This is a genomic window from Salmonella sp. SSDFZ54 (assembly GCF_004010735.1).
GTDB lineage: Bacteria > Pseudomonadota > Gammaproteobacteria > Enterobacterales > Enterobacteriaceae > Salmonella > Salmonella enterica.
In genome coordinates this window covers 3,730,038-3,752,163 of record NZ_CP034819.1, presented here as the reverse complement: position 1 = coordinate 3,752,163, position 22,126 = coordinate 3,730,038, and the positions used below count along the sequence as shown (strand labels likewise).

The 22,126-nt window shown below is 54.2% G+C and carries 17 protein-coding genes; 1 reads left to right on the top strand and 16 read right to left on the bottom strand.

All coding sequences use genetic code 11. The features are described from left to right. Positions 1-63: 63 nt before the first annotated feature. The 4 genes from mukB to cmoM are packed head-to-tail and all read right to left on the bottom strand — an operon-like array spanning position 64 to position 7,333. A complete protein-coding gene (mukB, locus tag EOS97_RS18415) occupies positions 64-4,530 on the bottom strand; it encodes a chromosome partition protein MukB (protein WP_000572741.1) in 4,467 nt (1,488 codons plus the stop codon). Next, on the bottom strand, positions 4,530-5,234 hold the full coding sequence (mukE, locus tag EOS97_RS18410) for a chromosome partition protein MukE (RefSeq protein WP_000060027.1): 705 nt from the start codon (positions 5,232-5,234) through the stop codon (positions 4,530-4,532). Before mukE ends, mukB begins: the two co-directional genes overlap by 1 nt. Then, positions 5,215-6,537, bottom strand: coding sequence for a chromosome partition protein MukF (gene mukF, locus EOS97_RS18405; protein ID WP_001288828.1), 1,323 nt, complete (start codon positions 6,535-6,537; stop codon positions 5,215-5,217). The genes mukE and mukF overlap by 20 nt, the downstream gene beginning before the upstream one ends. Then, on the bottom strand, positions 6,530-7,333 hold the full coding sequence (cmoM, locus tag EOS97_RS18400; protein ID WP_001154025.1) for a tRNA uridine 5-oxyacetic acid(34) methyltransferase CmoM: 804 nt from the start codon (positions 7,331-7,333) through the stop codon (positions 6,530-6,532). Before cmoM ends, mukF begins: the two co-directional genes overlap by 8 nt. A 135-nt stretch (positions 7,334-7,468) precedes the next feature. On the opposite strand from cmoM, the gene elyC reads away from it, so the two are divergent. Then, on the top strand, positions 7,469-8,245 hold the full coding sequence (gene elyC, locus EOS97_RS18395) for an envelope biogenesis factor ElyC (RefSeq protein WP_000899569.1): 777 nt from the start codon (positions 7,469-7,471) through the stop codon (positions 8,243-8,245). Here the strand turns inward: elyC and EOS97_RS18390 are convergent. The 12 genes from EOS97_RS18390 to aroA form a co-directional block, all read right to left on the bottom strand. Continuing rightward, a complete protein-coding gene (locus EOS97_RS18390; protein ID WP_000436894.1) occupies positions 8,225-9,118 on the bottom strand; it encodes a YcbJ family phosphotransferase in 894 nt (297 codons plus the stop codon). The genes elyC and EOS97_RS18390 overlap by 21 nt on opposite strands. A 210-nt stretch (positions 9,119-9,328) precedes the next feature. After that, positions 9,329-10,075 (bottom strand): 3-deoxy-manno-octulosonate cytidylyltransferase, encoded by a 747-nt coding sequence (gene kdsB / locus EOS97_RS18385; protein WP_000011576.1) that lies wholly within the window; start codon positions 10,073-10,075, stop codon positions 9,329-9,331. Next, complete coding sequence (gene ycaR, locus EOS97_RS18380; RefSeq protein WP_000350061.1) at positions 10,072-10,254, bottom strand: protein YcaR; 183 nt, start codon at positions 10,252-10,254, stop codon at positions 10,072-10,074. Before ycaR ends, kdsB begins: the two co-directional genes overlap by 4 nt. Before the next feature lie 51 nt (positions 10,255-10,305). Beyond that, on the bottom strand, positions 10,306-11,538 hold the full coding sequence (locus tag EOS97_RS18375; protein WP_000056929.1) for a winged helix-turn-helix domain-containing protein: 1,233 nt from the start codon (positions 11,536-11,538) through the stop codon (positions 10,306-10,308). Positions 11,539-11,581: 43 nt separating this feature from the next. Then, positions 11,582-12,559: a tetraacyldisaccharide 4'-kinase gene (gene lpxK, locus EOS97_RS18370; protein ID WP_000561698.1), complete on the bottom strand. Its 978-nt coding sequence runs from the start codon at positions 12,557-12,559 to the stop codon at positions 11,582-11,584. Continuing rightward, positions 12,556-14,304, bottom strand: a complete 1,749-nt coding sequence (msbA, locus tag EOS97_RS18365) for a lipid A ABC transporter ATP-binding protein/permease MsbA (RefSeq protein WP_000551246.1) — start codon at positions 14,302-14,304, stop codon at positions 12,556-12,558. The genes lpxK and msbA overlap by 4 nt, the downstream gene beginning before the upstream one ends. 36 nt (positions 14,305-14,340) lie before the next feature. Then, on the bottom strand, positions 14,341-16,605 hold the full coding sequence (locus EOS97_RS18360; protein WP_000705779.1) for a ComEC family protein: 2,265 nt from the start codon (positions 16,603-16,605) through the stop codon (positions 14,341-14,343). Positions 16,606-16,834: 229 nt separating this feature from the next. Then, complete coding sequence (gene ihfB / locus EOS97_RS18355; protein ID WP_000167332.1) at positions 16,835-17,119, bottom strand: integration host factor subunit beta; 285 nt, start codon at positions 17,117-17,119, stop codon at positions 16,835-16,837. A gap of 155 nt (positions 17,120-17,274) precedes the next feature. Then, complete coding sequence (rpsA, locus tag EOS97_RS18350) at positions 17,275-18,948, bottom strand: 30S ribosomal protein S1 (RefSeq protein WP_000140324.1); 1,674 nt, start codon at positions 18,946-18,948, stop codon at positions 17,275-17,277. A gap of 113 nt (positions 18,949-19,061) precedes the next feature. Then, the gene (cmk, locus tag EOS97_RS18345) at positions 19,062-19,745 is read right to left on the bottom strand and encodes a (d)CMP kinase (protein WP_000125007.1); all 684 of its coding nucleotides are present in this window, start codon (positions 19,743-19,745) and stop codon (positions 19,062-19,064) included. A gap of 172 nt (positions 19,746-19,917) precedes the next feature. Beyond that, the gene (locus tag EOS97_RS18340) at positions 19,918-20,679 is read right to left on the bottom strand and encodes a M48 family metallopeptidase (protein ID WP_000792301.1); all 762 of its coding nucleotides are present in this window, start codon (positions 20,677-20,679) and stop codon (positions 19,918-19,920) included. A 142-nt stretch (positions 20,680-20,821) separates the two neighbouring features. Then, a complete protein-coding gene (aroA, locus tag EOS97_RS18335; protein ID WP_000445182.1) occupies positions 20,822-22,105 on the bottom strand; it encodes a 3-phosphoshikimate 1-carboxyvinyltransferase in 1,284 nt (427 codons plus the stop codon). Positions 22,106-22,126 lie beyond the last annotated feature (21 nt).

Sequence of the window (22,126 nt, the reverse complement as noted above, 5' to 3'; positions counted from 1 at the left end):
CGACTTATCCGGCCTTGCCTGATAAGCGAGGCGCCATCGGGCACTTCATCGTTTCTGCCGTGTTTAACTCGCTTCTGAAGGCGTATCTTCCGTCTGCGTACCGGGAAGCGTTTCCGGAAGCTGCGGCGCAAAGCCACGCAGCCCGACAACATGAACATGCTCAGTATTCTGAAACACTTTACGCACCAGTTTATACGTCGTGCCCTTCTCCGGACTGATGTTTTCCGGCGCAGCGATGATGAGCTGCATCTGCAAACGTTCGCATAGTTCAAACAGCGTGGCGATAGAGCGCGCATCCAGACGCGCCGCTTCATCGAGGAACAGCAGGCGACATGGCGAAATATCTTTCCCGCGCAGTCTGCGCGCTTCGTCTTCCCAGCTTTGCACCACCATCACCAGAATTGACATCCCGGTCCCGATAGCTTCCCCCGTTGATAGCGCGCCGGATTCCGCACGCAGCCAGCCGTCGGACCCACGGTTAACTTCAACTTCCATTTCCAGATAGTTACGGTAGTCCAGCAGCTCCTCGCCGATGGTCTGCGGCGTGCGTTGCCCCATATCGATCTGCGGATTCAGACGCTGGTACAGTTTCGCCAGCGCTTCGGAGAAGGTCAGACGATTGCTGTTAAACAGATCCTGGTGCTGCTCCTGCTGTTCTGAAAGCACATCCAGCAAGGTGGCATGCGTTTCACGCACGTTGACGTTTAACCGCACGCTATTCACCTGGCCAAACGAGACGCTTTGCAACCCCTGGTTCAGCATACGGATACGGTTCTGCTCACGCTGGATAGTCTTGCGGATAATGTTTGCCACGCTGCGGGAACTGATCGCCAGCTTTTGCTCACGCGATGTCAGCTCTTCCGTCAGACGGCTCAGTTCAATCTCCATTTGTTCAATGGCTTCAACCGGATCGTCGGTACGAATAATATCCTGACGAATACGTTCGCGCAGATGCTGGTAAACGGCCACAAAGAACTGGATTTTACGTTCCGGGCGTTTCGGATCTTCCGACAGGCGCAATACGTCGCGCAGATGTTCGTTATCCGCGACGGCCAGGCGCAGCGCGCCCAACGCCTTATCCGACATGGAGCGCAGTTCATCCGCCGACAGATAAGCCAGCTCACGACGGTGCAGACGGCGTTCCACGCCATTGTCTTTCACCATCCGCATGACTGCGCACCAGCCGGCTTTCGCGGTCACAACCTGCTCGCGCATTTCATGATAATCGCGCTCCAGCTTGCGCAGCTTACGGGTCAGGTTCTCCATCTCCGCTTCGCAGAAGGTGAGCGCTTTCTCAAGCTGATTGCGACGCGAACGGTTATTGCTCAACTGGGCGTGCAGTTCATCGCGACGCTGGCGGGCACGCTCTTCCGCCCCGCTGTCGGCGCGAACGCCAATATCCTGTAATTCGCGCTGCAAATCGTTAAGCAGCTCTTTTTTCGTGTCGTAAGAGCTTTTTAGCGAGGCCAGGACCTGGCTGTACTGACTTAACTGCGCGGCATGGCTGCGCAGCGCTTCGCGGGCGCGGGTACGCTCGGCTTCCGCCTGCTCCAGCCGCTGGCGCAGCTTTTCGTTGAGATCGCTGTTGCCGCTCAGCATTTCCGCCGAGTCGGAATAGCTGAAATGCGCCCGACGTTCGACGACTTCAGCCAGCGCAAAAGCCTGCTGGCGCGCGTCGCGCTGCATTTGCTGCGACCAGGCATAGTCTTCTTTTAACTGCTCAAACTGTTCCGGATCGCTTTGCAGAACGGAAACCACCGGCTCCAGTTTGGCTAACTGGTTGCCATATTGCTGCACAAATCGCGCCGCTTCCTGCGCCTCATCCAACCGTTCCTGAATTTCATCGACCCGATCGGCCAGCGTTTCATCGGCCAATAAATTCAGCCGCGGCAGCAAACGGTTAAGCGCGGAAACGCCCTCTTTCGCCTGCTCAAACTGAAGGCGCTGCTGCTGGTTGTCGTTTTCATGCGTCGCCAGCGCGCGCTCCAGCTCGACGCGACGCCCGTTCAGTCGGCGAATTTCCGCTTCCGGATCGTCCTCAAAGGCAACGGAAAGGTGGCTACCGATAAAACGGCTGAACGCCTGGTGCAAACGCTGGGTTTTCTGCACGTCAAACGAGAGCGTGGCAAAGCGCTCGGAAAGCACTTCCCGTTCCGCATGGAGACTTTCAATACGGTTCTCGCGCGCCGCACGGCCAAAAATAGGCAGCGACGGGAAACGCGAATAACGCCACTGGCGGTCGGCAATTTTCACGACCACCGCTTTTTCCAGCTCGTCAACGCTGAATACGCTGTCATCAAAAGACTGCGGATCGCCCTCGATCAGGTACAGATCTTCCGGACAATCGGTCAGACCTTCAAGCTGTTCGGCTATTTGCGATAAATCCGGTACGACGATCGCATGGCGCGACGGGCCATACAGTGCGGAAAAGTACGGCGCATCTTCAAGACTGACATCATCGTAGATTTCCGACAGCAGTACCCCGCCAAAACGCTCCGCCAGCGCATTCAAACGCTGATCTTCCGCGCCGCCCGGCTGGCTTAAACGTTCGATCTCTTCATCAACCGCATTTTTACGCGCGCCCACTTCGTCGCGTTCGACAATGGCTTCGCGCTCACGCTCCAGTAGCTGTTGCAGGAATTCGGTCACTTCCTGGCTGGACGTAAACTCCTCGCCGCACTGTTCGCTAAGCTGGTTCAGACTGTTTTGCGCCGCCAGCCAGACGGGCGCACGCCGCATCAGATGTTGAATACGCGACTGAAGCTGCTCCTGCTCCTGACGCAAGGCCATACGCTGTTCGCTGGCTGACGACACGCTATCAGACAAGGACGCGATGCGGGCTTCCAGCTCCTGATGCAGCGCTTCCAGTTCGTCAATATCAAAATTTTTGCCCTGTCGCTTACAGAACTCCGCCAGCAGACGTTCCGCCTCTTGCTGCTCGCGCAGCCGCTGTTCCAGTTCGCTCAGACGCATCCGCAGCGGCTGTACCTGTTCCGCCAGATGACGCTGGTTCACGCCGTCCCGTAACAGCTCGCGCGCCACGTCCCAGGCTTCGCTACGCGCCAGCGGGCCGTTGATCGCCGCCACCAGCTGATAAGCCTGCTCAAACTGACTGTGCGCGGTTTGCGCCACGCTCATTTTTTGTTCCAACGACAGCAGTTTTTCCGTAGCTTCCTGCTCTTTTGCCTGGAAAGTATCCAGCCATTCGGCGGCGCTTTCCGGCGTTAGATCCGGTAGATGGCAAAGTTCTTTAGCGCGGGCAAGCGCTGATATCGCCTGGTTATACTGAATCGCGCGCGTTTGCTGTACATCCAGCGCCTGCTGGTAATCCGCAAGCTGGCTTTTGAGTTCATCGACTTCCAGCTCGGCGGCTTCGGCACGCGCTTCATTTTCGTCCTGCATTTCGGCGGCTTCCGCCACCACTTCATTTTGCTCTTCGAGTCGAATCTGCAGCTCTTCAAGATCCGCTTCGTAGCGTTCAATTTTTTCCTGCTGGCGCAGCGCGGTTTGCACCAGATTCAGGTGATCGCTCGCCGCCTGGTAATCCGCTTCAAGAGAACCTTCGGCGCCGTTATGTTCGCCCAACTCACGGGCCATATCGACGTGCTTGTACTGCTCCGCCGCCAGTTGTTTGCGCGATGTGTACAGTTCGCGTCGAAACGCCAACGCCTGATCAAGGTGAACCCGACGCTCATTGGCGTGGCGCATATAATCCGCCGCCACATAATCGGTGGCTTCGCTGATCAAATGCTTAAACAGATCGCGATCGGATTGGGTAACACGAATCGCTTCCAGCGTGAGTCGGTTCTCGCGCAGCGCCGCTTCCATATCCTGGAACGCCTTGCGCACGCCGCTGTTTTCCGGCAATAAATAATCGCGTAGCGATCGGGTAATGGCGCTGGAGATCCCGCCGTACAGCGAGGCCTCTATCAAACGATAGAATTTACTACGATCGGAAGCGGAACGCAGACGACGGGCGATAATCCCTAAGTCAAACATCAGCGAATGATAATCGGTGATGGAGTTAAACTGCTTAAACTGCACGCCTTCCATCTCGTCAAGCTTGTCTTTCAGCTCAGCAAGCGACAGTACGCGCGCCTGACGTTCGTTTAATGTCTCCGTCACCAGTTGTGTCGGCTGTACCGACATCGGCAGCCCCTGGATAGCGAACGGTTTGATGTCCACTTTGCGATCGCGCCCAGCGACCTGCTGCAGACGCACGCCGACCACCACCCGCTGATGGCGGGAATTAATGGTGTCGAGCATGGAGTAACAGACGCCCGCCTTCAGCTTACCGTGCAGACCTTTATCGCGCGAACCGCTGGTGGCGCCGGCTTCCGTGGTGTTACGGAAGTGCAGTAATGTAAGATCCGGGATCAGCGCCGTGACGAACGCCGCCATCGTCGTGGATTTCCCGGCGCCGTTGCCCCCGGATAACGTCGTGACCAGTTCATCCAGGTCAAAAGTGCGGGCAAAAAAACCGTTCCAGTTAATCAGCGTTAGCGAGCGAAATTTACCGCGTTCAATCATTATTCTTCCTCTCCACTGTCCGGCTGACTCTCTTCGGTCTCATCATTAAGTTGCAGATGGTTTTCAATGGGCATCGCTTCCCCGTCGCGGATGAGACGACGCTGCGCCTCGCGAGGATCGTCGCCGGTGCGGACATCCGCGCCAAAGCGGAAGACCGATTCGGTAATGCGGAATTTGCTACTGTCGTGGCCCATAAACCATACCATGCCCAAACGACGCAGGCGGTTTAAAGAAGAACGCACCTTTTCCTGCAGTTTCTGACGATCAACGTCAGATCCCGTCGAGCGGTTATTCACCAGCTTTAGCAGTTTGGCTTCGTCCGCAAGGGTAAGCAGCTCGTCGTACAACTCCTGCTGAGTAAAGATCCCTTCGTTGGCCAGACGCTCCGGGCTAAGGTAGAGGTAGCAGAGAATTTTACCGACCATCATATCCAGTTCGGATAACACCGAGCGCGGAATAAGCGTGGTAGAACGCGGACGCAGGTAGAAGAATCCCTCCGGCGCGCGGATCAGTTCCACGTTATAACGCGCGTAAAACTCTTCCAGGTATTCCTGAAAATCCATCAGAAAGGCATGATTATCCAGTTCGTCCAGCCCAATGTGGCGGCCCGAACGTAATGCGCTATCCAGCGCCGGAAATAACGGATTCGCCAGCGCCTGCGCCAGCTTAACCGGCATCACTTGTTCAATATTTGTCAATGACATGCGCCTGTACCTTGGCTCCGTAATCATTAATCGGCTGCCATTTGGCTGGCAGTCCGGTGAAATCTGCTTGCGCTACGCCAAGACGTACCGCTTGATCGATAACAATACGCGCCACGTCGAAATGACGCGCGCGCGGGTATTGCGCCAGATACTCGCGCACCACCAGCCCAAGATCCAGTGGCGTTTGTCTGGTTTTGTAGATAGCCAGCTGTTCTTCAATGATGGCCGCTAACTGCTCGCGGATCTCGTTAAACTCTTCATATTCCAGATCCGGCGGCAACTCCCCGGTGACTTCATCGTCACGCAACGCCATCTCTTCATCGCGCATATCCAGCAGACGATCGGCATTCGCGTAGGTTAGCGCCCACGGATCGTCAAAATAAGTCTGTACGGACTGGCGCAACCGCTGGGCGAAGACACGGTTTTTATCCATATCGATCGCGGTACGGATAAATTTATGCACGTGACGATCGTAGCCGATCCATAAATCAATAGACTGCTGACCCCAACTGATAATGCGGTCAAGTTTACTTTGTAAGTCAAACACCAGCCTGTCGACAAAATGCAGATCGTCGTGCGTCATCGTGGCATCCTGAATGCGCAGCAGGTTAGCCTGCAGCTTATCGCCCGCCGCCTCCAACGTATCCTGCAACTCGCGCAGCGTACCGGACGTTTCGGAAAGCAGCAATTCACAGCTGGAAATCGCCGCCCGCCAGTCTTTATTCAGCAGTTGTGCGATATCATCTTTCACCTGCTGCTGCTGTTCATCCATGATGCGCTGGGTGAGATCGATACTGTCGAAAATCTCCGCCACCGAATATTTCAATGGCGCGTAAACGTTGCGATGCCAGTGGAACTCATCGCCCCCCTCCGCTGCCGCATCCGCCGCGCGCTTCAATTCGCCGGCCACAATCGACAACTGCATAGAAAGACGCAGCGTAGAGAATTCGCGTTGACGAATGTAGTAATCGGTGATGCCAATCCCGAGCGGGGTTAATCGGTAAATCGCATTGCCTTCCGCCTGCTCGCTGGTAAAGCGGTTCAGCAGACGTTGACGCACCATATCGTTAATCGCGTTATTAGCGCGCACGCCGATGGTTTCGCTGGTTTGCTCAAACGCATCACTCACATGGCGGAATGCATCCACCAGCTCGCCTTCACTCATCTCGCCGTCAAGGCGTTCGCCGTTCAACGTGGCGACCGCCAGCAGAAAGGAAAGTCTGTCTACCGGCAGCGAGATGGAAAAGTCGTTTTTTCTGGCCCAGGCAACCAGTTCGGGGACTGTCTGGGAAAATTCACTCATAGGTTATCCTTGCATCTGCGGCTAGCGCCGGGCTTTTAATCGCGGTGACATGAATGTAGCGCCCAAGGCTAATATACGGCTCCTGGCGGCAATAACGCGTTTCCAGTTCGACCAGGGTCTCATAACAGTCACGCTGCTGGTGTTTTTCACGCAGATAATCATGAAACACACGCACGCCGGTTTTACCGGTAATCTGCCAGCCAATCGCCTCCAGCCACTGGTACACCTGCGCGGGGTCGCGCGGGTAGTCAGGCGACAGCGTGCGCTTCTTGCGTTTAGGCATCCCCGCCTGCACGTAGTCAAAATTACCCGCCACCATATTGTGCATCAGCAAACCGTTAGCGTTATAGAACATCAACGACAGCGCGCCGCCAGGGCGCAATACTGACCAGAGCGTTTCTAATACGCCGACAGGATCGGCTACCCACTCCAGCACAGCATGAAACAATATCAGATCAACCGGGCTTTCCAAATGCGAAGCGACGTCCTGAGCCGGGCATTGTATAAAATGCATGTCTTTGCTCACACCTTTTGCCTCGGCCGCCTGCCGCGCGCGGGCGATCATTTCGCCAGACAGATCGCATAACGTCACCTGATGGCCGCGTTCCGCCATCTTAATCGCCGTTTGCCCTTCGCCGCCGCCGGCATCCAGTACCCGCAGTTTTCGCCCGCCAATCTCCTCCAGCACGCGATCCAGGTCTTGCCACAGAATGGCTTGCCGCAGTTGTCCTTTGGTCGTGCCGTAAATGTTACGGGAAAACTTTTCAGCAATGTCATCAAAATTGCGATCCTGCATCGGACTCTCCACAGGCTGGCTCAGGCGTTATCTGATAAAACCGCTATTTTGTCACAGCCGCGGCCAGAATGAACCTGTCTGGTGTAATATCACCGTTAATCCTCCGCTATATGGTTAAAAAAGGAACCAAAAAGGATGCTTTTTACGCTAAAGAAAGTGATTGGCGGTATGTTATTGCCGCTTCCGCTGATGTTGCTGAGCATTGGCGTCGGCCTGGCGCTGCTCTGGTTTAGCCGCTTTCAGAAGACCGGAAAAGTATTTATCAGCGTAGGTTGGCTGGCGCTATTGCTATTAAGCCTGCAACCCGTTTCCGACCATCTGCTGCGTCCGATAGAAAACCGCTACCCTACCTGGCAGGGTCCGCAAAAGGTGGAATATATTGTGGTTCTCGGCGGCGGCTATACCTGGAACCCGCAGTGGGCGCCGAGCTCTAATTTAATTAACAACAGCTTACCACGGCTGGCGGAAGGCATTCGGCTGTGGCGCGCGAATCCGGGAGCCAGGCTGATTTTTACCGGCGGCGTAGCAAAAACCAATACGGTAAGCACGGCGGAAGTCGGTGCGCGGGTGGCGCAGTCGCTGGGCGTACCGCGTAGCGATATTATTACGCTGGATAAGCCAAAAGATACGGAAGAAGAAGCCGCCGCCGTTAAGCAGGCCATCGGCGACGCCCCTTTCCTGTTGGTAACCTCCGCCTCGCATTTGCCGCGTGCGATGATTTTCTTTCAGCATGCAGGGCTGAATCCGCTTCCCGCGCCGGCGAATCAGTTGGCGATCGATTCGCCGCTCAATCCCTGGGAGCGGGCAATTCCGTCCCCGGTCTGGCTGATGCACAGCGATCGCGCTGGGTATGAAACATTAGGGCGACTTTGGCAATGGCTGAAAGGCATATCAGGCAAGCCAGGGGAGTAATGATTTCGCCGCCAGATCAAAATTGGTACGGTTAAAACGTCCGGTATTGACCAATTGCGCAACCTCGTCCCACAGCACATAGAGCCAACGCCGCCAGATGAAGGACTCCGCCACTGGCGCGCGTTGCAGATAATGCCAAAGCAATCCCTCCGCCAATGGATTATCCATCAGGCGAAACAGTTCGAACTCTCTCGGCGCCCACAGCATCAGCCCGGGGCCGACCATCGCCAGAAGCTGATCGCTACGGGCGTCTTTAAGCATACTGCGCAGGCAGAAGTTGCCATGCACCAGTACGCAGTTGTCGTTAAACCCTTCAAATAACGAAGGAAGACATTCTCTGGTACGAAACAGAATGCGTCTGTCCTGCATCGTCAGGCCGGTATTGCTGAACTGATTTAGCGTCGTCCACAGCACCTCCACCCGCTGACGATACCAGGAAGGCCAGATATTCTCCTGAGTATGGTCTACGGCGCCAACGCAACCGCGGCTATCCTGCCGATGCCAGGCTAACAGCCCTTCGACAATCTGATCTTTTAGCTGTTCCCAGCGTTCCGGAGTGCGCGCCGGCGCCTCGACCGGCACACCGCGCAGTCGTTCCAGCAGCAGCACATCCGGACCAGGATGCTCTTCATGCGTCAATACGCCATAGATTACCGGCATCCTCACCGTACCGCTACGCGCCAGCATTGAGGTTTTCCATGCCAGTTGCTGCGCAACGCCGGGAGTGGTAAAACTTCGCGCCATCAGCGGCATCGGATTTCCCTGGCTGTCATATAATGACCACAATGCGGAATCCGCTTTCTCATTCACGCACTCTATACGGCTAAGTTTTTCACCCAACAAATGACTGAGTTCGGCCCGCAACTGTTCCATTCCAGATTACCCCCATTAGTGCTACTGCTTTAATAATGAGCGTCGTATGGACAGATGTCACCCGTATCAGATCAAGGGAAGAAAAGAAAAATGAGGAAAATCGTAACGGTACGAGAAAGCCGCCACTGATGAGCAGACGTGAGTATTCATCTTTGCGCTATCATACCGCGCTGTTCATGACCGTCTAAGACGATCATGAACAGGATCATGTTAACGCATTTCAGCGCGCACGCGCTCCAGGTCGTCGGCGGTGTCTACGCCCGTGCCGGGCACCGCTTTGGCGACAGCGACATGAATTTTTTCGCCGTACCACAGCACACGGAGTTGCTCCAGCATTTCAATATGTTCCAGCGGGCTGGGTTGCCAGCTCACGTAACGGCGGATAAATCCCGCGCGATAGCCATAAATGCCCAGGTGACGAAGGCAAGTATCCCCTACCGTTTCCAGACTTTTTGCAAAGCGATCGCGATCCCAGGGAATCGTCGCCCGGGAAAAGTAAAGCGCATAGCCTTCAGCATCCAGCACGACTTTTACCGCATTCGGGTTAAACGCTTCTTCGGCGCTGTGAATCGGCACCGCCAGCGTCGCCATGCCAACCTGGCGCTGCGCCAGATTTTCCGCGACCTGGCGAATAATAACCGCCGGGATCATCGGCTCATCGCCCTGAACGTTCACAATAACGGTATCGTCGCTGAATCCGCACTTCTCTACCACTTCCGCCAACCGTTCGGTGCCGGACTGGTGATCGGCGCGCGTCATGCACACTTCGCCGCCAGCCGCTTCTACCGCACGAGCCACGTCTTCATGATCGGTCGCGACAATAATGCGTTCCGCGCCAGATTCGCGCGCCCGCTCCAGGACATGAACAATCATGGGCTTACCATTAATATCCACTAATGGTTTGCCTGGCAGTCGGGTAGATGAAAAACGGGCCGGAATGATGACGACGAAACTCATGATTTACTCTCATCAGATGTCAGGGCGCGAGCTTCATTTTCCAGCAATACAGGAATGCCGTCGCGTAACGGGAAAGCGAGATTGTCCAGTTTGCAAATTAATTCTTGCTGTTCCTGGTTATACCAGAGTTTGCCGTTACATACCGGGCAGGCGATGATTTCAAGCAGACGATGATCCATAGTTCCTCCAGATGGACCGGATTGTGAATCCTTCAATATTAACATAATCGGTTAGGGTGGAGGGTCTATTTCCCAGCCATGACGCATGGCGCTAAACAGGCCTGGCGGACATTGTCCCAGCGTCACGCGCGATGCCCGTTGCCAGGCAGCAAACGCGCTAATAGCCTGCCAGATTCCTTTTTGCAGATTAACGCCAGGACGAATATCGTCCTCCAGATACAGCGAGATAACCTCAAGCACCCCCGTTTTACGATGCATTTTGGCATCCATTCGCCCGACTAAACGGCCCTGGTATAATAGCGGCAGCACAAAATAACCGTACTGGCGCTTCGCCGCAGGCGTATAACATTCCAGCCGATAGTTAAATCCGAAAAGCTGCGCTGCCCGCTTGCGATCCCATACCACAGGATCGAAAGGCGACAGTACTGCGCTATGGGTCGCCTTTAAGGCGTTATTCAGCGCCGGTTCCAGCTGCGAAAGAAGATCGGCATGAAGCCACATCCGCCCCAACGTTTCCACCTCGACCGGAATAATCTGCTGCTGTTCCGCCCGGCTCTCCCGCCATCCCTTCAGGTCAGGACGTTTCAGGCGGTAGTAATCCGCCAGCCACTGTTCACGGAAAATCCCCAGACTGCGCGCGCTATTATCCAGCATCAGGCTTTCCGCCTGCGGCTGTGACAGTCCATCGCGTTCATCATCCCAGTGCGGCATCACACGGGGCGTTAAATCATATACACGTTGAAAATTACGCCGCTCAACAACCATGACTTTTCCGGCGGTAAATAAACCCTCAAGGTGGCGTTTATGTGGTTTCCATTCCCACCAGCCGCTGACGCCTTTCTGCGCATGTTCAAAATCGGCAGAACGCACTGGACCCTGCTCCTGAATATGCCGCACTAGCTGTTCTATTTCTTCCGCGTGCTCATGCATCCATGCCGCGCGATATTTCCAGCCCATCTTTTCCGGCGACAGCATACGATGGCGGATAAGTTTAAAGTCGCGGCGTGGTAAGAAACAGGCCTCATGCGCCCAGTATTCCATTAACTCGCCGCGTCGCAGCGCCTCATCCAGCCAGGCCTGCGGGTACGAACCGAGACGGCTAAACAGCACCAGATAGGGGCTACGTGCGACAACATTGATGGTATCAATTTGCAGCAACGCCATGCGTGAGATGGCGGCAAGAACATCGCCAGGCATCGCGTTACGGCGCGGCTTTTTCAATAGCCCCTGCGCAGCAAGGTGAAGACACCGGGCCTGGGAAAGAGAAAGGTACGGCAATGACATTCATGACTCCATAAATTCATCACTGCCGCTGCATTGGGGGACGCTAGCGAACCAGCGAGGTGATATGTTCAAGCAACTTATCAGGCTGCTCACCGGACAAACGCGCATCAACCGGTAAGAACCACCAGTTATCTTCGGCAAAAGCACGGCATTTCACCGCGTCTTTTTCCGTCATTACCAGGGTCTGCCCTTCACCGACCAACGCCTGAACGTCAGCAGGGGCGAGCGTTTGATGATCGGCCAGCGGGACGCACTTTTGCGGATGCGCGCCACAGGCTTCCAGCGTGGCGAAAAAGCGCGGCGGATGACCGATGCCCGCCATCGCCACAATATTGCTCAGTTGCGCCACATCGCAACGCGCTCCCGTACGTAAGTTCACCGCCAGTCCAGGCGCTAGCTGCATGGGTATTTCACCCGCCCGGGCGACGCCGCCATTGACGATAGCGGCGTCTACGGTTTTCAGGCGACTGGCGCGTTCGCGCATAGGACCGGCAGGAAGCCACCAGCCGTTGCCAAAACGGCGCACCCCGTCAATCACCACAATTTCAATATCTCGCGCGAGCCGGTAATGCTGCAACCCATCGTCGGTGATAATAATCTGCACATTATGCGCCGCCAGAATCGCTTTCACCGCCGCGGCGCGTTCAGGCGCTACCGCGACAGGCGCGCCGGTCCGTTGATAAATCAATACCGGTTCATCTCCCGCTTCTGCGGTTGTCGTCTCCGGCGTCAGAAGTAGCGGATAAGCGGCAGCTTTCCCGCCGTAGCCGCGGGAAACGACCCCCACGCGCACGCCACGCTGTTGCAGCTTTTCCACCAGCCAAATGACTACGGGGGTTTTACCGTTACCGCCAGCCGTAAGATTCCCTACCACAACCACCGGTACTGGCGCTCGCCAGGCGCGTTTCAAACCAAGCTTATAGCTCAGACGAATCGCCCCGCTCACCAGGCCATACAGCCAGGAGAGCGGCAGCAGTAACCGCCATAGCGGGGATTCACCCGACCAGATACGCGCAATCATTGGCCAAATTGCATCTTATGTAGCTGGGCGTAAACGCCGTGTTGCGCCAGCAGCTCGCTATGAGTGCCGCGCTCAACGATAATACCGTCTTCGACTACAACGATCTCATCCGCCTGTTCGATGGTGGAGAGACGGTGCGCAATCACCAGAGAGGTACGGTTTTTCTGCAGCTCATCCAACGCTGCCTGAATCGCACGTTCAGATTCGGTATCCAGCGCGGACGTAGCTTCATCAAGGATCAGAATCGGGCTGTCGCGCAGTAAGGCGCGGGCAATCGCGATACGCTGGCGTTGACCGCCGGAAAGCAGTACGCCGTTTTCGCCGATAATGGTATCCAGGCCATTATCCATCTTGTTGATAAAGTCCATGGCATAGGCCATGCGCGCCGCCTCTTCAATCTGCTCGCGGCTATATTCTTCCGTCCGGGCATAAGCAATGTTATTGGCGACCGTGTCGTTAAACAGATGCACGTTTTGCGAAACGAGCGCCACCTGATTACGTAGAGAGGCCAGAGTGTATTCGCGTAGATCGTGACCATCCATCAGGATGTGTCCTTCATCAATATCGTAGAAACGGGTGATCAGACTGGCGATAGTTGATTTACCCGATCCGGAACGCCCCACCAGCGCCACGGTTTTCCCGGCAGGAATTTTCAAATTGATGTTACGCAATGCCGGCACTTCACGGCCCGGGTAAGTAAACGTCACATTGCGGAATTCGAGATCGCCGGTCGCGCGGTCAATGACACGTTTACCTTCATCTTTCTCCTGTTCGCTGTCCAGAATCGCAAACAACGTCTGACAAGCCGCCATCCCACGCTGGAACTGCGCGTTAACGTTTGTCAGCGATTTTAATGGACGCATCAGCGCGATCATGGAGGAGAACACCACGGTGATGGTCCCTGCCGTCAGGCTATCCATTACGCTTGGGAAGCTCGCAGCATAGAGGACAAACGCCAGCGCCAGCGAGGCAATGAGCTGAATGATAGGATCGGAAATTGACGAGGCAGAGACCATTTTCATGCCTTGCAGTCTCATCTTATTGCTGACTTTATCAAAGCGTTTAGTTTCGACTTCCTGACCGCCAAAAATCAGTACCTCTTTGTGTCCTTTCAGCATTTGTTCAGCGCTGGTAGTCACTTGTCCCATCGTGTTCTGCATATTTTTACTGATGCTGCGGAACCGCTTTGAGACAACGCGAATCGCAATCGACACAATCGGCGCTAAAACAACCAGGATGATCGACAGCTGCCAGCTGTAATAGAACATCATGATAAACAATCCGATGATCGATGCCCCTTCACGCACCACGGTAATCAGCGCGCCAGATGAAGAAGAGGCAACCTGTTCTGAATCGTATGTAATACGCGACAGCAGCGTACCGGTAGACTGTTTATCAAAGAAAGCAACGGGCATTCCCATCATATGGCCAAACAGGCGACGGCGCATGGTCATTACCACCTTGCCTGACACCCATGAAATACAGTAGCTGGAGATATAGCTAGTGATGCCTCGTAATATCATCAGCCCAATAACCACCAGCGGCATCCACAGCAACACTGAGCGATCCGTTTTACCGAAACCATCATCCAGTAATGGCTTGAGGAGCGATAGCATGAAGGTATCGCTGGCTGCGTTGAGAATTAACGCTATGCCCGCCACGATCAGACCTGCTTTAAAAGGCGCTATGGTTGGCCACAGTCGGCGGAAGGTCTGCCACGTAGAGAGATCTTTATCGTTATGCATTCAAAAAACCAGCATTTGTTGAAATAGCCGCATATTCTACCCGTTATCCTCGGACACGCCAAACCACTGATGATACCAGCGAGGTAAAATTTGATCCCGTAAGCCTTGTATGCGCCAGCCCTGCGGAGAAAACCGCAGCGAAATTTGCCCCTGGTGGGGTGTATCAAACCACTGATACGCCTGTTGCTGGTAGCGCTGTTTTACCTTGCGGGACGGCAGCCGCCATGCGTTATAGCGCGATGCGGACGCCAGCGCCGCTTCACCATGTACGCGCTGAATAAATGGTAGCGACGACGACGTATTACTACCATGATGCGGCACCTGGATAAACGTCGCCGCAAGATGTCGCCAGTAACGACTTAGCATTTTTTGTTCAGCGCCCGCTTCAATATCGCCCGTGAGCAGGATGCTATGTACGCCGTCATCCACTTTGACCACACAGGAACGGTTATTTCCTCGATCAGCACTTTCGCGTAACGGCCAGTGCGCCTGAAACGTTAACCCCTGCCATTGCCACTGCTCGCCGCGAAAACAGGGCAAATGTCCCTGCCAGCCTAACGGGCTGCGAATCCACATTGACGGCCAGACCCGCTGTAGCGAACGCAGCCCGCCCCGATGATCCAGATGCTCATGACTCAAAATAACGCCCTCCGGCGTCAGATTATGCCAGCGCAACCAGGGAATAATAACCTGTTGCCCGCTGTCGCCCTCCGGCCATGCCCGACCGGTATCGTAGAGTATTACTTTATCGCCCCTGACGATCGCTATCGCCAGCCCCTGACCGACATCCAGCATATGCACCTGCCATCCGCTGGCGTTTATCGGTCGCCAGAGTGGCCAGCTCATCAACAATAACCCGCATAAACAGACCGCCGGCCAGGTACGCCAGACGTTTAATCGCCACGCGATAAGCATTAGCCAGGGCAAAAACGTCAGCCACTGCCAACGGTTATCAATATTCACCCAGCCCTGCGGTAAAGCATTCAACAGGTAAAATAGCGCGGCTAACGCGCGATCGGTCAGGTACCATACCCACTCTTCAAGAAAAAACGGCCCGGTTAAATGCAGAATCATTCCCGCCAGGATGAGCGGAACCGTCACAAATGTGACCCAGGGTACGGCAAAAAGATTCGCCAGCATTGCGGTAACGCTTATGCCATGAAAAAGCGCCACCTGGAGAGGCAAAAGCAGAAGTGTAATGCCTGCCTGTAGGTGAAGCAGGTTAAGCAACCAACGTAAGCCCCGTGGAAAATTTCCGTTTGGCGCAGGAAACCACTGATACCAGAATAACAGGCCGGCAACCGCAAATGCTGACAGCCAAAGACTTTGTGATATAACCGCCACAGGATCGGCGAAAATAATCGCGGCCAGACAGCAGCACCAGACTTGCCAGCCGCTCCACTGTCGTCCGCTTAATTTTAATCCTCCCCAGACGCTCAGTGCCGCCACCGTGCGCAGCGCAGGCGGTTGTAAGCCGGTAAGCCAGGCATAACATATCGCGCAAAAAATGCCGCCCAGCAATGGCGTCTGCCAACGAATCCATCTGACCGGCAAAAAGAATTGTCCGCCACGGATTAATCCGGCAGCCAATAACGCGGCAAAAGCGATATGCAGGCCGGAAATCGCCATCAAATGGGCAGTCCCCGTATCGCGCATAACGGCCTTCACCTCCTGCGACACCGCTCCCCGCTCCCCCATTCCCAACGCCAGAATAACCTGCTGCCACGGATAAGGCGCAAGCGTAGCGCGAAGCGAAGCAAGATAGCGCCCACGCAAGCTACACTCAGGGTTAATCGCTTTAGCCTGTAGAAAACGCCCGGTCAACGGTTGGTGCTGCGCCAGCGCGTAACGTTGGCTATCAAAACCGCCTTCGTTAAGCTGCCCGTGTACCGCTCTGACCTTCAGCGTCATCGCCCACTGTTGCCCGGCACACACTTCCGTGGGTAAGTACTGGCCATGCAGGACAATCCCTACAGCAGGAAAGAGCGGCTTTCCACGCAAATGGGTGATTCGCCCATAATGAGTGGTCATATGATCGGTGGCAGTAATGACGACTGTCGCCTCCTGCGTCGCGGCGGGCAGGACGTTTCCCGCCCAAATGGCCTGCCTGGCGGCAAATATCCCCCACATGAAAAAGAGCAATGTTAATGCCGCGTAGCGCGCATAGTGATGGGGTATGAGGCAAAGCAAACATGCCAGACAAAACAGCACCGCGAGAATCCACGTATCAGGTAATACTGGCAATATCATGAGCGGAAGTATGCCGCATACTACGCATACGCTGACCGTCGTTATCTTCATAGACACCTCCCTGTGCGGGAAAGTGTGCAGGTTCAGGACGCCATTGTCTGGAGGGGATTTTGTGCTATACGGCGCGGATTCCAGGTTTTTTACCTGATAAATGTAAGACGCAGCAAAAAATGCGAAACGTTTTCCAGTTTTCGGTCGAATAGCGTTTGCGCCTGACGGCGTATAAATGAAAAAAGCACCCTGACGGTGCTTTTTTCGGGTTCAAGTTTTGCGTTAAAACTTAACCGTAAATATTGGCGCGATCGCGCAGTTCTTTACCCGGTTTAAAGTGAGGAACGTATTTTCCTTCCAGTTCCACTTTATCGCCGGTCTTGGGGTTACGTCCGGTACGAGGCGCGCGGTAATGCAAAGAAAAACTGCCGAAACCGCGGATTTCAATACGCTCGCCCTGCGCAAGAGTCGAGGCCATATGCTCCAGCATCTCTTTTACCGCGTCTTCAACCGCCTTAGCGGGAATGTGAGATTGCTGGGTTGCAAGTCTTTCAATCAATTCTGACTTGGTCATGATTCCTCCGGTTCCTTAAAGGCAAATTGGCTGCAGCCGTGAGATTGATTAAGGGCGGCCGTAGCCGCCCTTAGTGCTTGATTACAGGCCGAAACCTGCAATCTGTCAAGTAATCTCGTTATACTTCGGACTAAAAGACCCGAAGTTTCAGAGGATTACTCGCCTTTAGCTGCTTTGAATGCTTCAGCCATTGCGTTGTTAGAGAAGTTTGCATCTTCCTGTTTGTTAACAGTTGCGATGGCATCTTTCTCGTCAGCTTCGTCTTTCGCACGAACAGACAGGCTGATTGCGCGGTTTTTACGATCAACGCCGGTGAATTTAGCTTCAACGTCGTCGCCAACGCTCAGAACCAGAGTCGCATCTTCAACGCGGTCACGGGATGCTTCAGAAGCACGCAGGTAACCTTCAACGCCGTCAGCCAGTTCTACGGTTGCGCCTTTCGCGTCAACTGCAGTGACTTTACCGGTTACGATAGCGCCTTTCTTGTTCAGAGCAACCCAGTTGTTGAACGGATCTTCTGCGAGCTGTTTAACGCCCAGGGAGATACGTTCACGTTCTGCGTCAACCTGCAGAACAACTGCAGCGATTTCGTCGCCTTTTTTGTATTCACGAACTGCTTCTTCGCCTGCAACGTTCCAGGAGATGTCAGACAGGTGAACCAGGCCGTCGATGCCGCCGTCCAGGCCGATGAAGATACCGAAGTCAGTGATAGACTTGATTTTACCTTCAACGCGGTCGCCCTTGTTGTGGGTTTCTGCGAACTGCTGCCACGGGTTAGATTTGCACTGCTTCAACCCTAAGGAGATACGACGACGTTCTTCGTCGATATCCAGAACCATCACTTCCACTACGTCGCCAACGTTAACCACTTTGGACGGGTGGATGTTTTTGTTGGTCCAGTCCATTTCGGAAACGTGAACCAGGCCTTCAACGCCTTCTTCGATTTCAACGAAGCAGCCGTAGTCGGTCAGGTTGGTCACGCGACCGGTCAGTTTGGTACCTTCCGGATAACGTTTAGCGATAGCAACCCACGGATCTTCGCCCAGCTGTTTCAGGCCCAGAGATACACGGGTACGCTCGCGGTCGAATTTCAGCACTTTCACGTTGATTTCGTCGCCAACGTTCACGATTTCGCTCGGATGCTTAACGCGTTTCCAGGCCATATCAGTGATGTGCAGCAGGCCGTCAACGCCGCCCAGATCAACGAATGCACCGTAGTCAGTGAGGTTCTTAACGATACCTTTAACTTCCATGCCTTCCTGCAGGTTTTCCAGCAGCTGATCGCGTTCTGCGCTGTTTTCGGATTCGATAACGGCACGACGAGAAACCACAACGTTGTTACGTTTCTGGTCCAGCTTGATTACTTTGAATTCAAGCTCTTTGCCTTCCAGGTGCAGAGTGTCACGCACCGGACGAACGTCTACCAGAGAACCCGGCAGGAACGCGCGAATACCGTTCAGCTCAACAGTGAAGCCACCCTTAACTTTGCCGTTGATAACACCGGTAACAGTTTCAGCATCTTCGTAAGCTTTTTCCAGCGTGATCCATGCTTCGTGACGTTTAGCTTTCTCACGAGAGAGCAGAGTTTCACCGAAGCCGTCTTCTACTGCATCCAGAGCAACGTCAACTTCGTCACCAACCTGGATTTCCAGTTCGCCCTGGGCGTTTTTGAACTGCTCAGCCGGAATGGCAGACTCAGATTTCAGACCGGCGTCAACCAGTACTACGTCTTTGTCGATAGCAACAACAACACCACGAACGATGGAACCCGGGCGGGTTTCGATTTCTTTTAAGGATTCTTCAAAGAGTTGAGCAAAAGATTCAGTCATGTTTAATCTTCAGGTTTCATATTTAACGTCCACCTGGCTCCGTGCCGGATGGGGTTGTTTAACATACCCGCTGTCAATCCTTTGCAACGGGGGTACTACAAATTCGGTCGCATTTAAGCGAGAGCCAATTTTTGGCGCGCATATTGTAACGCTTTTTCAATCACTTGCTCAATGCTTAATCGGGTAGAATCCAAAACTAATGCATCAGCAGCAGGAACTAACGGCGCTACAGCGCGATTACGATCGCGATCGTCGCGTTCCTTGATCTCGGCCAAAAGGCGTTCAAAGTTAACACTAAAGCCATTCTCCTGCAACTGTAGCATACGTCGATGCGCACGTTCCTCCGAGGAGGCGTCAAGGAAAATTTTTACCGGCGCATCCGGGAAGACCACGGTCCCCATATCGCGTCCATCGGCGATTAAACCAGGCGCTTCGCGGAATGCACGTTGGCGGCGAAGAAGCGCTTCACGCACGCGTGGGAATGCCGCCACCTGGGATGCCGCGTTCGCGACTTCCTGCGTACGGATTTCGCCGCTAACGTCCTCGCCTTCCAGGATAACTTCCAGGTTGCCGTCCGTTGAGACGAAACGCACGTCCAGATGGGACGCCAGCGGTACCAGCGCATCTTCAGAGGCGAGATCGACATGGTGATGCAATGCCGCCAGCGCCAGTACGCGGTATATCGCGCCGGAATCCAGCAGATGCCATTGCAATGCTTCCGCCATTGCTTTGCACAAGGTGCCTTTACCTGCACCGCTTGGGCCATCAATGGTTATTACCGGGGCAATTGCCGTCATCTTTATCTCCTTAAACAGGCGTACCGTTAACGTAAACGCCGCGCATTATACGCGCCAACGCTCGCGACCGTTAACGTTGCGTGCAAAAACCAGTTTTGTCTGTAATCAGATGCGGAATAATTGCGCAATTATAGCGGGCTGGCGAGAAACCAGCCCGAAAGATGACAATGATTTACTTTTTATCTTCGGCAATTCTGTCGCGCATATGCTGCGCGCGATCGGCTGAGGCCGGGTGGGAGTCCATCAATGATTTTGCATGACCTGCGTCCATTGTGGCGAATTTATCGAATGCCGTGACTAAGCCCTGGGTGTTAATCCCACGTTTTTTCAGCAGATCGTAAGAGAAGTCATCCGCATCCGACTCCTGACTGCGAGAAAACGCCGAATTGATGACGCCTTCCGCCAGATCGCCCAATTGAGACTGGGAAAGCTGCGCTGCGACGCCGCTGGTGGCGGAAATCGCATCGCGAGCCGCCAGCGTGGCATAGGCGGTCTGCATTGCCTTGCGGGAGTGCCCTAAAGAGACATGCCCCAGTTCATGGCCCAGTACGCCTTCAATTTCATTATCGGTCATCAGATCCATCAGGCCGGAGTATACGCGAACGCAACCGTTCGCCATCGCCCATGCGTTGATATCGCTGGTCATATAGACTTTATAGCTAACCGGCGTACCGTCAATGTTGTTACCCAGCGCTTTAGCGATTTTGCTCAGACGTTTGGTGTATTTGCTTTTCGAACCTGCCAGTTGATTCTCGCTGTCCATTTGTTTACAGGCATTATTAGATAATGCTTTAACATCCGCATCGGACAGTGTGGCGGCTTTGTAGGCTGACATGCCGGAGCTGGCGATTAAATTGCCATTCACGCCATTTTTACATCCTGCCAGTAGCGTAGCGGAAATCGCCACCGCCAGTAATAATGATTTATTTTTCATACTAATCTTCCGTTGATAACTATTATAAAAAACACATAAATCAATGTGTTAAATCATCAACAAATTAGCATTAGTCATAATTATAAAAATAGTGCGAATACGGACTCGGCGCGCCAGCCCGTCGACTGGCGCAACAGAAGACTTAGGCAGGCGTACTCATTCGCGCCAGTTGTTCGAAATAATCAGGGAACGTTTTTGCGGTACATTTAGGGTCCAGGATCGTGACTGGCGTATCGGACAGTGCGACCAGTGAGAAACACATCGCCATACGGTGGTCGTTGTACGTGCCAATATCCGCGTGTTGGAGCTTCGCCGGCGGCGTGATACGAATATAGTCGTGCCCTTCTTCGACTTCAGCGCCCACTTTACGTAGCTCGGTCGCCATCGCGAACAGGCGATCGGTTTCTTTCACTCGCCAGTTATAAATATTGCGCAACGTCGTGGTTCCTTTCGCAAACAGCGCCGTGGTGGCAATCGTCATCGCCGCATCCGGAATATGGTTCATATCCATATCTATGGCGTGCAATTCGCCGCGCGTGCAGGCAATAAAATCATCGCCCCAGGTAATGGTCGCGCCCATTTTCTCCAGCACATCGGCAAAACGAATATCGCCCTGCATACTTTTGCGGCCAATCCCGGTCACTTTTACCGTGCCGCCTTTTATCGCCCCGGCGGCGAGAAAATAGGACGCTGACGAGGCATCGCCCTCGACCAGATAGCGACCTGGAGAGTGATACTTTTGACCGCCCTTCACGACAAATTGTTGGTAGTGATGGTTCGCTATCTCCACGCCAAAGGTTTTCATTAAATTTAGCGTGATATCGATGTAAGGTTTTGATACCAGTTCGCCTTTAACGCGAATAATTGTGTCTTCAGGCGCCAGCGGCGCCGTCATCAGCAGAGCGGTCAGGAACTGGCTGGAAACGCTACCATCAACCTCAATGTCGCCGCCGGTAAAACCGCCGCGCAGACGCAGGGGCGGATAGTTTTCCTGCTCCAGGTAATCAATATTCGCCCCGCCCTGACGCAGCGAATCGACCAGATGGCCTATCGGACGCTCTTTCATACGCGGTTCGCCGGTTAACACTATCTCATTTTGCCCCAGACATAGCGCTGCCGCTAACGGACGCATCGCGGTTCCGGCATTACCGAGAAACAGTTCCAGAGCGCCTGGCGCATGTAATGCGCCGCCATTACCCGTGATATCACAGCGGGTGCGATCGGCAGAAAGGGTGTAATTGATCCCCAACGCGCTCAGGGCATTGAGCATATGGCGGACGTCATCGCTATCCAGCAGATTCGTCAGAACGGTTTTACCACAAGCTAAAGCCGCCAGGAGCAAAGCACGGTTTGAAACACTTTTGGAGCCAGGTAAATTAATGGCGCCATCGACCCGCGCGATGGGTTGTAACGTCAGGGATTCCATGAAACTCAACTCTCAAAAAAC

Bases quoted from the DNA above. Each gene is read 5' to 3' on its own strand.
- cmoM (WP_001154025.1), bottom strand. From the start codon at position 7,333: ATGCAGGATCGCAATTTTGATGACATTGCTGAAAAGTTTTCCCGTAAC.
- aroA (WP_000445182.1), bottom strand. From the start codon at position 22,105: ATGGAATCCCTGACGTTACAACCCATCGCGCGGGTCGATGGCGCCATT.
- ycaR (WP_000350061.1), bottom strand. From the start codon at position 10,254: ATGGATCATCGTCTGCTTGAAATCATCGCCTGCCCGGTATGTAACGGC.
- elyC (WP_000899569.1), top strand. From the start codon at position 7,469: ATGCTTTTTACGCTAAAGAAAGTGATTGGCGGTATGTTATTGCCGCTT.
- mukB (WP_000572741.1), bottom strand. From the start codon at position 4,530: ATGATTGAACGCGGTAAATTTCGCTCGCTAACGCTGATTAACTGGAAC.
- cmk (WP_000125007.1), bottom strand. From the start codon at position 19,745: ATGACGGCAATTGCCCCGGTAATAACCATTGATGGCCCAAGCGGTGCA.
- EOS97_RS18360 (WP_000705779.1), bottom strand. From the start codon at position 16,605: ATGAAGATAACGACGGTCAGCGTATGCGTAGTATGCGGCATACTTCCG.
- ihfB (WP_000167332.1), bottom strand. From the start codon at position 17,119: ATGACCAAGTCAGAATTGATTGAAAGACTTGCAACCCAGCAATCTCAC.
- EOS97_RS18390 (WP_000436894.1), bottom strand. From the start codon at position 9,118: ATGGAACAGTTGCGGGCCGAACTCAGTCATTTGTTGGGTGAAAAACTT.
- lpxK (WP_000561698.1), bottom strand. From the start codon at position 12,559: ATGATTGCGCGTATCTGGTCGGGTGAATCCCCGCTATGGCGGTTACTG.
- kdsB (WP_000011576.1), bottom strand. From the start codon at position 10,075: ATGAGTTTCGTCGTCATCATTCCGGCCCGTTTTTCATCTACCCGACTG.
- mukF (WP_001288828.1), bottom strand. From the start codon at position 6,537: ATGAGTGAATTTTCCCAGACAGTCCCCGAACTGGTTGCCTGGGCCAGA.
- EOS97_RS18340 (WP_000792301.1), bottom strand. From the start codon at position 20,679: ATGAAAAATAAATCATTATTACTGGCGGTGGCGATTTCCGCTACGCTA.
- rpsA (WP_000140324.1), bottom strand. From the start codon at position 18,948: ATGACTGAATCTTTTGCTCAACTCTTTGAAGAATCCTTAAAAGAAATC.
- EOS97_RS18375 (WP_000056929.1), bottom strand. From the start codon at position 11,538: ATGTCATTGCCGTACCTTTCTCTTTCCCAGGCCCGGTGTCTTCACCTT.
- mukE (WP_000060027.1), bottom strand. From the start codon at position 5,234: ATGTCATTGACAAATATTGAACAAGTGATGCCGGTTAAGCTGGCGCAG.
- msbA (WP_000551246.1), bottom strand. From the start codon at position 14,304: ATGCATAACGATAAAGATCTCTCTACGTGGCAGACCTTCCGCCGACTG.